The sequence below is a fragment of the Clostridium neonatale genome (genome assembly GCF_900465025.1).
GTDB lineage: Bacteria > Bacillota > Clostridia > Clostridiales > Clostridiaceae > Clostridium > Clostridium neonatale.
Map to the genome: position 1 here is coordinate 322,170 of NZ_UICR01000002.1, position 13,666 is coordinate 335,835.

Annotated in this window: 15 protein-coding genes; 7 read left to right on the forward strand and 8 right to left on the reverse strand. The window is 26.9% G+C overall.

All coding sequences use genetic code 11. The features are described 5' to 3' along the window. The first annotated feature begins 69 nt into the window (after window positions 1-69). Together CNEONATNEC86_RS13090 and feoB are read left to right on the forward strand one after the other, a co-directional pair. Window positions 70-324: a FeoA family protein gene (locus CNEONATNEC86_RS13090; RefSeq protein WP_058295622.1), complete on the forward strand. Its 255-nt coding sequence runs from the start codon at window positions 70-72 to the stop codon at window positions 322-324. Window positions 325-556: 232 nt separating this feature from the next. Then, window positions 557-2,701 carry a ferrous iron transport protein B gene (feoB, locus tag CNEONATNEC86_RS13095; RefSeq protein WP_159136173.1) on the forward strand — a complete coding sequence of 715 codons (2,145 nt, stop codon included), beginning with the start codon at window positions 557-559 and terminating at the stop codon, window positions 2,699-2,701. Window positions 2,702-3,270: 569 nt separating this feature from the next. Here feoB and CNEONATNEC86_RS13100 read toward each other — a convergent pair. The 3 genes from CNEONATNEC86_RS13100 to CNEONATNEC86_RS13110 all read right to left on the reverse strand — a co-directional run bounded on the left by CNEONATNEC86_RS13100 (window position 3,271) and on the right by CNEONATNEC86_RS13110 (window position 5,890). Beyond that, window positions 3,271-4,509: a sensor histidine kinase gene (locus tag CNEONATNEC86_RS13100; RefSeq protein WP_159136174.1), complete on the reverse strand. Its 1,239-nt coding sequence runs from the start codon at window positions 4,507-4,509 to the stop codon at window positions 3,271-3,273. Then, window positions 4,506-5,183 (reverse strand): response regulator transcription factor, encoded by a 678-nt coding sequence (locus CNEONATNEC86_RS13105; RefSeq protein ID WP_058295625.1) that lies wholly within the window; start codon window positions 5,181-5,183, stop codon window positions 4,506-4,508. The genes CNEONATNEC86_RS13100 and CNEONATNEC86_RS13105 overlap by 4 nt, the downstream gene beginning before the upstream one ends. A gap of 158 nt (window positions 5,184-5,341) precedes the next feature. Continuing rightward, the gene (locus tag CNEONATNEC86_RS13110; RefSeq protein WP_159116480.1) at window positions 5,342-5,890 is read right to left on the reverse strand and encodes an SCP2 sterol-binding domain-containing protein; all 549 of its coding nucleotides are present in this window, start codon (window positions 5,888-5,890) and stop codon (window positions 5,342-5,344) included. 305 nt (window positions 5,891-6,195) lie between these two features. Here CNEONATNEC86_RS13110 and CNEONATNEC86_RS13115 point away from each other — a divergent pair, with 305 nt between their 5' ends. Next, window positions 6,196-6,987 carry a DUF1189 domain-containing protein gene (locus CNEONATNEC86_RS13115; RefSeq protein WP_058295627.1) on the forward strand — a complete coding sequence of 264 codons (792 nt, stop codon included), beginning with the start codon at window positions 6,196-6,198 and terminating at the stop codon, window positions 6,985-6,987. 123 nt (window positions 6,988-7,110) lie between these two features. Here CNEONATNEC86_RS13115 and hcp read toward each other — a convergent pair whose 3' ends face one another. The 5 genes from hcp to CNEONATNEC86_RS13140 all read right to left on the reverse strand — a co-directional run bounded on the left by hcp (window position 7,111) and on the right by CNEONATNEC86_RS13140 (window position 11,211). Then, window positions 7,111-8,754 carry a hydroxylamine reductase gene (gene hcp, locus CNEONATNEC86_RS13120; RefSeq protein WP_125149874.1) on the reverse strand — a complete coding sequence of 548 codons (1,644 nt, stop codon included), beginning with the start codon at window positions 8,752-8,754 and terminating at the stop codon, window positions 7,111-7,113. 121 nt (window positions 8,755-8,875) lie between these two features. After that, window positions 8,876-9,556: a Crp/Fnr family transcriptional regulator gene (locus CNEONATNEC86_RS13125; RefSeq protein ID WP_159136175.1), complete on the reverse strand. Its 681-nt coding sequence runs from the start codon at window positions 9,554-9,556 to the stop codon at window positions 8,876-8,878. Window positions 9,557-9,629: 73 nt separating this feature from the next. Further along, the gene (locus CNEONATNEC86_RS13130; protein ID WP_125149875.1) at window positions 9,630-9,839 is read right to left on the reverse strand and encodes a hypothetical protein; all 210 of its coding nucleotides are present in this window, start codon (window positions 9,837-9,839) and stop codon (window positions 9,630-9,632) included. 426 nt (window positions 9,840-10,265) lie between these two features. Further along, a complete protein-coding gene (locus CNEONATNEC86_RS13135; protein ID WP_125149876.1) occupies window positions 10,266-10,952 on the reverse strand; it encodes a helix-turn-helix domain-containing protein in 687 nt (228 codons plus the stop codon). A 10-nt stretch (window positions 10,953-10,962) separates the two neighbouring features. After that, a complete protein-coding gene (locus tag CNEONATNEC86_RS13140; protein WP_058295632.1) occupies window positions 10,963-11,211 on the reverse strand; it encodes a hypothetical protein in 249 nt (82 codons plus the stop codon). A gap of 181 nt (window positions 11,212-11,392) precedes the next feature. Here CNEONATNEC86_RS13140 and CNEONATNEC86_RS13145 point away from each other — a divergent pair, with 181 nt between their 5' ends. The 4 genes from CNEONATNEC86_RS13145 (at window position 11,393) to CNEONATNEC86_RS13160 (ending at window position 13,630) form a co-directional block, all read left to right on the forward strand. Beyond that, on the forward strand, window positions 11,393-11,815 hold the full coding sequence (locus tag CNEONATNEC86_RS13145; protein WP_125149877.1) for a DMT family transporter: 423 nt from the start codon (window positions 11,393-11,395) through the stop codon (window positions 11,813-11,815). Between the two features lie 15 nt (window positions 11,816-11,830). Continuing rightward, window positions 11,831-12,271 (forward strand): DMT family transporter, encoded by a 441-nt coding sequence (locus CNEONATNEC86_RS13150; protein WP_125149878.1) that lies wholly within the window; start codon window positions 11,831-11,833, stop codon window positions 12,269-12,271. A 221-nt stretch (window positions 12,272-12,492) separates the two neighbouring features. Further along, window positions 12,493-13,137 (forward strand): pentapeptide repeat-containing protein, encoded by a 645-nt coding sequence (locus CNEONATNEC86_RS13155; protein WP_125149879.1) that lies wholly within the window; start codon window positions 12,493-12,495, stop codon window positions 13,135-13,137. A 73-nt stretch (window positions 13,138-13,210) separates the two neighbouring features. Continuing rightward, complete coding sequence (locus CNEONATNEC86_RS13160; protein ID WP_159116482.1) at window positions 13,211-13,630, forward strand: hypothetical protein; 420 nt, start codon at window positions 13,211-13,213, stop codon at window positions 13,628-13,630. Window positions 13,631-13,666 lie beyond the last annotated feature (36 nt).

Consider the following 13,666-nt stretch of genomic DNA (forward strand, 5'->3'; position numbering starts at 1 on the left):
CGCATAAGTTAGACTAGAGAAAGATTTTTTCTTTAAACTTAAACTAATATATTAAAAGGAGATAAAATTATGGAAGCAAATATATATACACCCAATCAAAGTACTCTTAATTTAATTAAACTTGGAACTAAATGCAGGGTTGTTGAACTAACTGCTACAGACCATATAAGAAGACGCTTTTTAGATCTTGGTCTTATTAATGGAACTGAAGTTGAAGCACTAACGAAAAGTCCATCTGGTGACCCTATTGCATATCTTATAAGGGGAGCAGTCATTGCAATAAGGTCAGAAGATGCTTCAAAAATAGTTGTTGAAACACTTTAACTCATGAATATAGGTAAATGCAAAAGCTTTATCCATATTCATAAGTATAAATGGACTATAGTTATGCAAGAATATTGTAGTTAACCAGCATAATGATAACATTAGTAAATATACACATTATTATTGCATAACTTCGATTTTACTTTTTCTATATATAATAGATATTTTTAAGATTCTATTATAATACCTAATTTATATATTATTTATTATTAATTTATAAAGGAGTTTAAAAATGGGATTAACAAATCAGTCTACTGGTACAAATGCATTAGATAAAGATTTGAATATTATTCGTACTTCTGATAATAAAATAATAGCTCTTGCAGGTAATCCAAATGTAGGTAAAAGCACTATTTTTAATAGCTTAACAGGACTAAATCAGCATACTGGAAATTGGCCTGGAAAAACTGTTACAAACGCTACTGGAAAATGTATTCATATAAATAAAGACTTTGTATTAGTTGATATTCCAGGAACCTATTCTCTTATGGCACATTCAGCTGAAGAAGAAGTTGCAAGAGATTTTATATGCTTTGGAAATCCTGATGCTACTATTGTTATTATGGATGCCACCTGTCTTGAAAGAAATTTAAATCTTGTTCTTCAAACACTTGAAATAACTAACAATGTAATTGTCTGTGTTAACTTGATGGATGAAGCAAAAAGAAAAGGCATATTAATAAATATTGAGAAACTTTCATCTCTTTTAGGAGTTAGCGTTGTAGGAACTAGTGCTTCAATTAATAAAGGTCTGGATAAACTTATGGATGAGGTATATAACATCACCTTTAATAAAGTCTTACAAATGCCAATAAAAATGAAATATGATACACCTATTGAAAAAGCTCTTACCATGATTCAGGAAAAACTTCTGCCTTACTTAAAAGGCAAAATCAACACAAGATGGACAGCTCTTAAGTTACTTGAAAATGATGAAAGCTTATTAAACTCGTTAAATGATTACTTAGAATTTAATCTTTCTGAAAAAGAAGAGATTTTACATTCAATAAACAAAGCTAAGGAATACTTACTTTTACAAAATATAGATACTAACACGCTTAAAGATATGATTGTATCAACACTCATAAAAAAATCTGAAGACATAAGTAAAAATGTAGTTACTTTTTCTTCTGATGAGTACAATGCTACAGATAGAAAAATTGATGAAATTTTGACTTCCAAAACATTTGGGATACCTCTAATGATTTTACTTCTTGGAATTATATTTTGGATTACAATTGCTGGTGCAAATGTTCCTTCTGACATTCTTGCATCTGGACTATTCTGGGTACAAGACAGGCTTACAGAATTTTTTGTTTTTCTTGGAACACCGCCTTTAGTTGAAGGAATTTTAGTACAAGGTATATATAGAACACTTGCATGGGTTATATCAGTTATGCTTCCCCCAATGGCAATATTCTTCCCACTTTTCACACTTCTTGAGGATCTTGGATATTTGCCTAGAGTTGCTTTTAACTTAGATAAATACTTTAAAAAAGCATGTGCCTGCGGTAAACAAGCCCTTTCTATGTGTATGGGTTTTGGATGTAATGCTGCTGGAATAGTAGGATGTAGAATAATTGATTCTCCCCGTGAAAGATTAATTGCTATAATTACAAACAACTTTGTTCCTTGTAATGGTAGATTTCCTACTCTTATTGCCATAATTACAATGTTTTTTGCCAGTTCATTTGTTGGACCATTTAAATCATTATTTTCAGCAGTAATTTTAACATGTGTAATTCTTCTTGGAGTTTTTATGACGTTTTTAATTTCAAAACTTTTATCAAAAACAATACTTAAAGGACTTCCAACTTCATTTACACTTGAGCTTCCACCTTATCGTAAACCCCAAGTTGGTAAAATTATAGTAAGATCAATTTTTGATAGAACTTTATTTGTACTTGGAAGAGCTATTATGGTTGCTGCTCCTGCAGGTCTTGTCATTTGGATCATGGCAAATATAAATATTGGATCTTACAGCATATTAACTCACTGCGCAAATTTCTTAAATCCATTTGCACATCTAATTGGCTTAGATGGATATATATTAATGGCATTTATCTTAGGATTTCCTGCAAATGAAATCGTAGTTCCTATAATAATAATGAGTTATATGGCTACTGGAAGTATGGTTGAACTCGAAAATACAGAGCTTTATAATTTATTAATTCAGCATGGATGGACTTGGCTTACAGCTGTAAATGTTATGCTCTTTTCTCTTATGCACTGGCCATGCAGCACAACATGCCTCACAATAAAAAAAGAAACCCAAAGCTTAAAATGGACTGCTGTCTCATTTTTAGTCCCTACTGCATGTGGAATAATAATCTGCTTTGCATTTACAACCATAATCAGATTACTTGGACTTGCATAACATAAATAAGGGACGTACAAAGTTTAGTGGATAACAACCGAAATTCAATATATGAATAAGTGCATCTTTATCTCCATAGAACCCGAATAAAATAAGCGAATTCTTAGGAATTTATATTCTGATATGTATATATTGATACCTTTTTAAAAATGATGAAATATTAACTTTTTAAATCTTTAATATGTATAAATAACTATTCCATAGTTTAAAAATGCATTTATTTACAAAAATAATAATGCGGTGCTTAGAATTTAGATGGAACAAAGAAATAAAGCCCTTATGTTTGGCGGTGTCTTGCATTAAAAAATGAAGCTTTAGAATTCTTCATGTAGACTTGTTCCACAATTGTTTGTCCGATGCATATTAAAGGAAACATCTTCATCGGTAGATGAAGATGGGCTATACAGCTAAGTTAGTACCTCACTAAGCATTATATGCCTTGGAGCAAACATTTGTGGATGCAAGTCTGCATGTTTGAATTCTTAGCTTCATTTTTGTAGCAAGCGAGCACAACATAAGGGCTTTATTTCGGTTGTTATTCACTAAATTCTGATTCTACGACCTTTATTTTAAGGAAATACTATTTTAAATGTAGTTCCATTTTCTTCATCACTTGTTACCAAAATCTGTCCTTTATGTAATTCTACTATTTCTTTTGCTATGGATAATCCTAGTCCATATCCACCATTTTCTCTTACTCTAGACTTGTCTACTCTGTAAAATCTTTCAAATATATGTTTTTGTTCTTCTTTTGGAATAGGTACAGCACTATTATTTACCCATAGATTTATTTTGTTTTGATTTTTATTTAAATTTATTTTTATTGTTCCTTTTTCACTACAATATTTAATTGCATTATCAATGAGTATGACTACTAATTGCTTTATTTGATTCTCGTTTCCTGTAAAAAAAATATCTGAATCTATATTACTTTCAAGCTTCTTATTATTTTCAAAGATTAAAGATTCAAATGGAAGTATAACACTCCATACAAGGTCACTTAAATTTATTTCTTTAGATGATATTAAATTTTCTTTATAATCTAATTTTGCTAAAAACAATAAATCATTAACAAGCCCTCTCATTCTTTCACTTTCTAATTTTATATATTCTATCCACTTTATCTGACTAGATATTGTTTCATTTTTATGTGATAATAAAATTTCTGAATTTGCAAGAATTGTTGTAAGAGGGGTTTTCAATTCATGTGATGCATCAGCAATAAATTGTTTCTGTCTGTTAAATGCGTCTTCTGCTGGTTTTATAGCCCATTTGCTTAAAAATATACTAATAATAAGAAATGCCGATAAGCTTAAAGCTCCAACTAGAATGGATGTGGTAATTAGTGAATTTAATGTATCTATTTCTTCGCTTCTATCAATAAATGCTATTTCTAATCCATTTTCATTTTTATGCTTTAGATACCTTAAATCCTCATTTATAATAATTCCATAATTTTTCTTACTATCTACACAATCTGAAACTATTTCCTTTAATGTTTCTTCATCTACTATTTCTATATTTTCATCTATAATATTAATAATTTTGTTTTCATTATTTAATTCAACTAAGAATGTCAATTTATTTAAGGGAGATTGTGAAGGTATATTTATTTTTTCTCCACCTATTTTTCTCTTCCTATTTTCATCATGTCCTTTTTCTTCTATAACTCTTTTTAGAATACAATTACTTGTATGACTTAATTTATTATACGTAAATGCATAAACTCCAATAAAAGTTATAGCAAGCACTATTGATACTAAAACCATATTTATAAGTATAAATTTCTTTTTTAACTTGTCTATCATTTCTTAGTCCCCTTTAAATGATAACCAACTTTTCTTATTGCTTCTATTGATATTTTCGATCCTAAAAAATTAAGCTTCTTTCTTAAAAAAGATATATATACTTCTACATTATTATCTTCTGCATCAGATTCAATTCCCCATACCTTTTCTAATAATTCTTCTTTGCCAACAGCTCTATTAGAATTACACATAAGAATTTCAAGTATCTCTGATTCTTTTAAACCTAAATGTATAGATCTATCATTACAAAAAAGTGCATTGGTAGACTTGTCTAATTTTATATCTTCATATGAAAGTTCATTTAATATAACCTCACCTTGTCTTCTAGATAATGCCCTTACTCTAGCTAGAAGCTCTTCTTTTGAAAAAGGTTTTGTAAGATAATCATCAGCACCACAGTCTAATCCTCTAACCTTATCTCCTATTTCATCTTTAGCAGTAAGCATTATTATAGGAGTTTTTACTTTATTATTTCTAAGTTTTAAAACAATATCAAATCCATTCATGTTTGGAAGCATTACATCAAGTATTATTACATCATATATTCCACTAGCTGCATAATCATATCCTTCTTCACCATCATTGACTATATCAACTACATATTTATTTTCTTTCATAATCTCACCTAGTACTTCTGCAAGTCTGATTTCATCTTCAACAATAAGAATCCTCATAAGCTAACCTCCTAGTTTTATCTTTTATTGTTTAATAATATTATTTTACTATTTTTTCTTTAAAATAGCCTTAAATATTTTTCCATTTAACTATACAAAAGCTAGGTTTAAAATAGAATTACTTAAACTTCACATTTTAAATCTAGCTTTGAATGCTATTATTTTGTTTTTGCTTTAGTCTTACTTTTTGAAGTAGTCTTTGATGCTGGTCTTGCAGTTGTCTTTGTTGAAGTTTTATTTGTACCCTTTGTCTTTGCAGTTGTCTTTGGAGTTGGTTTTGATTCAGCTTTTACTTCTATTGTTGCCTCTATTTTACCCTCTGGCTTTTCTTCTATTTCAACCTCTGATTTTTCTTCTATCTGTGGCTTTGATAAATCTTCTATCTTTGGTTTATATAAATTCAATATCTCTAATGCTTTATCTAAATCTCCCTCTGCATTCAAGATACCTTTTGAAATAGCATCAGCTGGATTTAACTTTTTATCAACAATTTCTAATAAATCACTAGATGAAACATTTAATATTACATTTCTATCATAATATTCATAAGGCTCTATAGATAAAGTTTTATCTTTTACTTCTAAATATAGTGTTCCTCCCTCTTCATCTCTTAAATCTACTTGTGCTGCTACTACTCCTTCTACATTACTTGCGTCAGAATCCTTAAATCTTTCTTTTAGTTCTTTTACAACTTCTTCTTTATTCATAATCCCTATCCTCTCAAAATCCCATTTAATTTATTAATATATTTATATGGTACTATAATCACCAACTTTTTACAATATATGTTTTTATTGAATTCATAGTAAATAATTATGTTAACATAATATGTTACATATTGTTAATGAAAATAGTTTAATTTCATTTATAATAAAAATATATTTACTTTTTTTATAATTAATACCTGTCTTACAAAATAAATTTTGAATTATTACATCTTTATTATTTGACCATAAAATCTGGTATGCTATAATTAACATTAAATAATACAATAATTGTAGGAGGAAAAATTTTGGAAAACAAATTACGATTAACACATAAATTTGCATATAGTTTTTTTAACTTTGATGCATATAAAGATTTCATAAAAGAAGGATTATCTAAATCTATACTATATATATTTATAGTATCTGTAATATTCTCTTTTTTTGTGAATTTTAACTTAACTAATATAGTAACTGACAAAGGTGTTGAAATAAAAGAAGTGCTTTCAAGAAATATCCCTAACTTTTATATAAAGGATGGTAAATTTCATTTAGACTCTACAGAACCAGTAGTTTATGAAGATGAATCCGGAATGGCATACATACTAGATACAACTGGAAAAAACAATGCTGCTTTATTAAATAAATATGATTTAGCTTTAATTGTAGATCAAAATAATGTTAAAGTAAAAGTAGATTCTAATATAGTAAATGCTTCTTCAATTAATATGGTTCCTGATCTAAATAAAGAAGATGTTTATCCTTTAATAGACTTTTATGTTAGTCTATCAATAACACTTTTATTTTTATTTGGTCCTATATTTTCTTTCATCGGAAAATTGCTTTCAGTATTTATTATAATAGGTCCTATAGCATATTTAATTAATAAAATTCTTAACACAGGATTAAATTACACTAAATCTTGTATAATTGGTTTTTATGCAATTACTCTTCCAATGCTTTTAAAAACTTTACTAAGCGTGGCTGGGATCAATTTATTAGGTTTTTCTGTTATCTATTATAGTACAGCTCTTGTTTATGCTGGATTTGCTTTAAGTAATATAAAAAATTCTGAAAATACTAATATGAATATAGTATAGGTAATAATTATCAATGAATAATTTTCAATGATCAATTATGGATGATTTTTCTTCTTGAAAAATCTACAATATATAAAAATAAGAGATCTTTAGAAAAATTCTAAAGCTCTCTTATTTTTAATATTATTCTAAAAACATTTTTAAATCATCTTCCACATTTGTTATTCCACCAATTCCAAAGTTCTCTACTAAAACTTTTGCAACATTTGGTGAAAGGAATGCTGGAAGTGTTGGTCCTAAATGAATATTTTTTACTCCAAGATATAATAATGATAATAATACTATAACAGCTTTTTGCTCATACCAAGCAATGTTAAATGCTAATGGCAACTCATTAATATCTTCAAGTTCAAATACTTCTTTTAATTTTAATGCTATTAAAGCAAGTGAATATGAATCATTACATTGTCCTGCATCTAAAACTCTTGGAATTCCGTTAATATCTCCAAGGTCTAACTTATTATATTTATATTTTGCACATCCTGCTGTAAGAATTACTGTATCCTTTGGAAGAGCCTTTGCAAAGTCTGTATAATAATTTCTTGATTTAGCCCTACCATCACATCCTGCCATTACAAAGAATTTCTTTATAGCTCCAGTCTTAACTGCTTCTACAACCTTATCAGCTAAAGCAAATACTTGCGCATGAGCAAATCCTCCAATTATTTCTCCTCTTTCAATTTCAGTTGGTGCCTTACATTTTTTAGCCATTTCAATTATTTCTGAGAAATCTTTATGTCCATTTTCATCTTTTTCAATATGCTTGCATCCTGTAAATCCTGCTGCACCTGTTGTGAACATTCTTTCTTTATAGTTTTCTTTTGATGTTGGAGGAACTATACAGTTTGTAGTCATAAGAATTGGTCCATTAAAACTTTCAAATTCTTCTTTTTGCTTCCACCATGCATTTCCGTAGTTACCTACTAAATGTTTATATTTCTTTAATTTTGGATAGTAATGCGCTGGTAACATTTCTGAGTGAGTATAAATATCTACTCCAGTATCTTCTGACTGCTCTAATAATTCTTCCAAGTCTTTTAAATCATGTCCTGATACTAAGATCCCTGGATTTTTGCCTACACCTATATTAACCTTGCTTACTTCAGGATTTCCATAGCTTTCAGTATTGGCTTTATCAAGTAATGCCATACCATCTACTCCTACTTTTCCTGTTTCTAATGTTAAGGCTACAAGTTCATCTACGCTTAAAGAATCATCTAATGTTTTAGCTAGAGTATTTTGCATAAATATATTTACATCTTCATCATCATATCCAAGTTCATTTGCATGCTTTAAGTATGCTGACATTCCTTTTAATCCATATATAATTAATTCCCTTAAGCTTCTTATGTCCTCATCTTTTGTAGCAAGTACACCTACTACTCTTGATTTTTCATCTAATTCTTCTCTTGTCTTACCATTATATAATGCTGCATTTGATAAATTTTCTTTATTTTTAAGCTCATTTAATAGTTTTTCTTTTATACTTAATGTTTCAAATACTCTATTATAAAATATTTCATCATCAAAATTTGCATTTGTAATTGTAGTAAATAAATTTAAAGTTATATAATTGTTTATTTCAAAAGAAACTTTCTTTCCTTCTTCTCTTAATTTAGTTGTTACTTCACTTAATCCCTTAGTAACATATACTAATAGATCCTGCATTCTTGCTAAATCTGGACTCTTTCCGCACACTCCAAATTTTGTGCATCCGCTGCATCCTGCTGTTTCCTGACATTGAAAGCAAAACATTTTGTTCTCCATAATTAAAATCTCCTTTAACTTCTTATTAATTTATATATTTTTATTTCTGTTAGGACTTACTTTATAATGAGATTTTATACCGAAAACAAAAAAGAATCTGTAACATTTGTTACAAACCCCTTTAATTAAATAAAATATCTTCTAGCTCTTCAATATTTAATATTGTTATTTTATTTCTGCTAAAGTTAATTAATCCTTCATCTCTAAGCTTAATTAACTCTCTAGATAGTGATGGTCTCGGTATACCTATATCATTAGCTATTTCTTCTTTGCTGTATTTCAATTTAATTTCTTCATTTTTTTCATTCATGTACTCACATAAAATATAATCAACAACTTTTTGTCTAATAGATTTAAGAGAAATACTTCGTATCTTATTATTAAGAATTATTATTTTCTCACTTAATAACATCATAAAATTTTCCATAAGTTTATTTTCCACAGAAAATAATTTTATAATTTCATTTTTTGTTAAATAAAGTACCTTACAATCACTAAGTGCTATCACTGTTGCTGGATATTTATTTACTTTAGAAAATAATAACGCTTCTCCAAAAACATCACCGTCTTTAAACTTGCTCATAACTATACTTTTTCCATTTGGATATATACGTTCTATATTTATTGTTCCATCAATTATAAGCCCAATTGCACTGCATATTTCTTCTTCTTGGAAAATAACTTCACCTTTTTTATAAGAAACTATTGAATATTTCAAATTACCTAGTATCTTTAGCATTTTAGTTTTATCTACATTATTAAATAATTCATTCTTTTCTAGTTTTTTTATAATTTCTTCCATAGCATCTTTCTCTTTTCATTTTTAATATTATTTAATCTTCTATAATTTTATATATCATATTTAACTATGTTTGTTAATATAAATTTTTCATATTTTTCTTTTTATTTATCATGTTAACCATTAAATTTATATCATCATATATATTAAAATCATCATCATCTTTTTCTTTAGAAGTTTTACTACTATTTTTAGGTGATATTTTTATATTGCTTATAAACATATACTTTCCTTCTTTTATATATGTATTTTTTCTTCCATTTTTATAGCTTATCATCATTTCCATATCTCTTCCCCCTAAAATAAAACAGAATTTTTATACCAGCACTTGTTAGTTAACATTCATAACTTAATTATTAGAACATTTTTTCTAATGCAATAAAAAAATCGCCAAGGTGACTGTGTAACATTTTCCTCTCAAAAAATAAATACATTAACAGTCAATGACTTTAATTAAAGGTCTTATGAGCCGTCGATTTTTTAGGGCATTCTGGATTTTCTGAGCTTGCCGAAGAAAAGGCCAGGCGCATATAATTTATTTTTTATTCTTTAGGTACTATATATTAAGTTGTTACAATATTATCCACAAGTTATACTGTAATATAATTTCCTAAAGAATAAAAAAATAGTATAGATATAAATCCATACTATTTTATATTTCTATATAATATATGCTGTCTTAATAAATATATTCCATAATATTTATTAATTATTATCTATACAAATCTCCTGATAAGCATTTTAATCTTTTTATGTCTTTTATTATATATTTTTTACCATCCTTTTGTAATACATTATCTACACATAGTTTGTTTAAAGTTCTATTCAGATGTCTATAGCTTGTTCCAAGCAGTTCTGCAATCTCACTATAACTTTCTTCAAAAGCAAATTCTTCATAATTTTCTTCATTTACAAAAGCATATATATAACTAGCTAATCTGCTTTCTAAAGAACATAATATTGTTATTGAGTTATTATTACTTGAATCACTCAGCTTCTCACTTAAGTATTTACATATAAATAGTAAAAACTTTGAATCCTTTGAAAGCTTAGCTCTTGCTACATCAAAATGAATTCCTATTGCATAAGTATCTTTTATAGTCTGAACACTGCAATCAGCAATATTATCACGAACAAATTCAATATCACCTATTATTCTAAATGGCTTGTAAAATGAAATAAGCAAACTCTTACCATTAGCCAAATTTTTAGAAACCTTAGCTTTTCCTCTTACAAGAAAAAATATATTATTTAATTCTCCTCCTTCTTTACATATGTACTCATTTTTATTCCACATATATAAAGACATATATTCTGTCATATCTTCAGTAAATAATTCATTGATTTTATATTGAATTATAAAATTTTCTAAAAGTTTGATGTTTTCTATTTTTTTCATATTTAATTACCTAAAACATATTTTTTTGATTATTATCTTCAAATAAAAATTCATCTATTATATTCATTATTTCTAGCCTAATTGAATCGTCATGTTTTGCTATTTCAAATGCTTTTTTTAAATTATTTTTTTCATATGATTCGTAACATTCAGTTTTTAAATAACTTTCAACAGCATGCATTAATTCTATATCTTTATAGATTTTCTTACAATTTATTTTCTTATTTTCGTTATTTAAATTTTTGATTTTTCCTTTCATAGGATAATCTCCTTTACTATAATTCTATCCGAACTTATATATATTACCACATATGTTTTATTTTGTGAATATATATTAAAAATATTTAAAACATGACATATGTCCTATTTAAATTGCAAATAATAAAATAAACTATATTTGTGATTTTACTATATCATAATAAATTTTAAAAGGAGAACTTATGTATAATATTTTATCATTATTAATCGGTATGCTCATTGCAGTTATGATTGCTTTTAATGGAAGATTATCTTCTACAATGGGAACTTACTCTTCCCTATTACTTATTCATATTATAGGATATATTTTTCTTGTTATAATAATGTTAATCAAAAAAATAAAAATACCATTTAAAATGAATCTGCCATTATACCTTTATAGTGCTGGTGCTATGAGTGTTCTTACAGTTTTATTTAACAATATCAGCTTTCCAAAAATAGGAGTATCTTTGCCTGTATCCTTAGGGCTTCTAGGGCAAATTTCCACATCATTAGTTTTTGATTACTATGGTCTTTTAGGAATGCCAAAGATACATTTTAACAAGAAAAAACTAATTGGATTTGCCGTTATAATAGTTGGTATTGGCATTATGACATTTATTTAAGTTAGGAGGATATAGATGTTTTATATATTAATTTCCATGCTTGCTGGCGTTATTGTTGTAGTTTCTAGAGTTCTTAATACAAGACTATCAGAAAAAATAGGATTAATCGAATCTAGTTACTTTAATTATCTAACAGCAGCATTAACATCTCTTATTTTATTTATTATAATAGGAGAAAAATTATCTTTAAGCTCTTTGAACGGGATACCATTTTACGCTTATTTAGGTGGTTTCTTAGGTGTAATTATCGTTATTTTAAATAGTGTAGTAACTCCTAAAATGCCTTCATTTTATGTAACATTGTTTGTATTTACAGCTCAGCTTTTTACTGGAGTTTCTATAGACTGGATGATTGAAGGTGCTCTACCTCTAAATAAGATAATTGGTGGTTTATTTGTAGTCTTAGGTTTAGGTTATAACCTATATATTGATTATTTAGATAATAAAAAAGCGTAATAAATATTTTCACATTACTATTTACAATAATAAAATTATCTATAAATAGTAAACTTACCTTACATGTTACTATTCATTATTAATTAAATTTGTGTTTATATATTTGCTTAGGATATTTACTTGACTTTTTTTAATAGTATCTATACTATACTTAATGAAGCTATATTATTTCTAATTTAATATACTATAGCTGTCTTATAATATATTTGGAGGTAATAATAATGGCTTTAAACAAAAGTGAACAAAATAATTTCTGTTATGATAATGCTGATAAAAGTAATAAAAACTTTAGATATAATAATTTTTTCAAAGCTAAATGCTATGCTTGTGATTTTTCTAACTCACATTTTGAATACGCAAGTTTTAGAGGTGCTCACTTTAAAAAATGTAATTTCTTTAGAGGAAATTTTACTTGTGCAGAATTTATAGGCTCTAATTTAAAGGGTTCTAAATTTAAAGAAGCAAAATTCAGTAATACAATATTTGAAGGTGCAAATTTAAATGGTGTAGATTTTAATGGTGCCAAATTTAATAAGACTATTTTTGTAGGATGTGATTTATCTTCTTCTAAAAACTTGAATCTAAATCATCCTGAAATAAAAATATTTGATTCTATGCCAGAATTAAATATAAGTGATGAGTTAAAAGATGCCATTAATGTTGCTATGGAAAATGAATATGTTAAAAGATCAAGAATCTTTGATACAAAAGATGGAGATATAAATGGACTAACATTTATGCTTTTAAGTGAACTTTTTGATGAAAAAACATTAATTGAAGGTATGCATTATTTAAAATTTGAAGTAGATAAGGATTTTTATACTCTTAGTTATGTAGTTAAACTTATTAATGAAATGAATTTTTAAAAGCTAAGTTTATATAATAACTATTCTAAATAAAATCTATCATTAAAATAAGTATTTGAAAGAGAGAAAATAAATGAGATTTGAAAAATTAGAAAAAACAATAAATAAGCTTGATAAAGATATTGAAGCTTTAAGACGATCTAAAAATTATTTAAGCAATATAGATGAAATTAATGAAATTATGGATGCTTTGAATCAAGAAAGACAAGTCTATGCAAATGAACTCTATGCTGAAGATTCTATAGTTTATTACGAATGTATAGAAGAAATTAAAAATCTAATTAATAAACAATTAGGAAAAGATGAACAAATCAAACTGTTAGATTATTTAAAAGAAAAGCATGGAAGAAAATCACCAAACGTAAGTAAAGATAGCCATGGCCTTAATGCTTGGCTTAAATTTCTTAATGTTCAATGTGAATGGACTGCGGTTCCAGAAAAAGATTGGGCTTACTTAGTTATAACTGGATATACACCTAAAATCAATAATTAAGGTGTTCTTTATGAATTCATTACTACTTTTTACATA

Excerpts from the sequence above, each read along its gene's own strand:
- CNEONATNEC86_RS13090 (WP_058295622.1), top strand. The coding sequence starts at position 70 with ATGGAAGCAAATATATATACACCCAATCAAAGTACTCTTAATTTAATT.
- feoB (WP_159136173.1), top strand. The coding sequence starts at position 557 with ATGGGATTAACAAATCAGTCTACTGGTACAAATGCATTAGATAAAGAT.
- CNEONATNEC86_RS13100 (WP_159136174.1), bottom strand. The coding sequence starts at position 4,509 with ATGATAGACAAGTTAAAAAAGAAATTTATACTTATAAATATGGTTTTA.
- CNEONATNEC86_RS13105 (WP_058295625.1), bottom strand. The coding sequence starts at position 5,183 with ATGAGGATTCTTATTGTTGAAGATGAAATCAGACTTGCAGAAGTACTA.
- CNEONATNEC86_RS13110 (WP_159116480.1), bottom strand. The coding sequence starts at position 5,890 with ATGAATAAAGAAGAAGTTGTAAAAGAACTAAAAGAAAGATTTAAGGAT.
- hcp (WP_125149874.1), bottom strand. The coding sequence starts at position 8,754 with ATGGAGAACAAAATGTTTTGCTTTCAATGTCAGGAAACAGCAGGATGC.
- CNEONATNEC86_RS13125 (WP_159136175.1), bottom strand. The coding sequence starts at position 9,556 with ATGGAAGAAATTATAAAAAAACTAGAAAAGAATGAATTATTTAATAAT.
- CNEONATNEC86_RS13130 (WP_125149875.1), bottom strand. The coding sequence starts at position 9,839 with ATGGAAATGATGATAAGCTATAAAAATGGAAGAAAAAATACATATATA.
- CNEONATNEC86_RS13135 (WP_125149876.1), bottom strand. The coding sequence starts at position 10,952 with ATGAAAAAAATAGAAAACATCAAACTTTTAGAAAATTTTATAATTCAA.
- CNEONATNEC86_RS13140 (WP_058295632.1), bottom strand. The coding sequence starts at position 11,211 with ATGAAAGGAAAAATCAAAAATTTAAATAACGAAAATAAGAAAATAAAT.
- CNEONATNEC86_RS13145 (WP_125149877.1), top strand. The coding sequence starts at position 11,393 with ATGTATAATATTTTATCATTATTAATCGGTATGCTCATTGCAGTTATG.
- CNEONATNEC86_RS13150 (WP_125149878.1), top strand. The coding sequence starts at position 11,831 with ATGTTTTATATATTAATTTCCATGCTTGCTGGCGTTATTGTTGTAGTT.
- CNEONATNEC86_RS13155 (WP_125149879.1), top strand. The coding sequence starts at position 12,493 with ATGGCTTTAAACAAAAGTGAACAAAATAATTTCTGTTATGATAATGCT.
- CNEONATNEC86_RS13160 (WP_159116482.1), top strand. The coding sequence starts at position 13,211 with ATGAGATTTGAAAAATTAGAAAAAACAATAAATAAGCTTGATAAAGAT.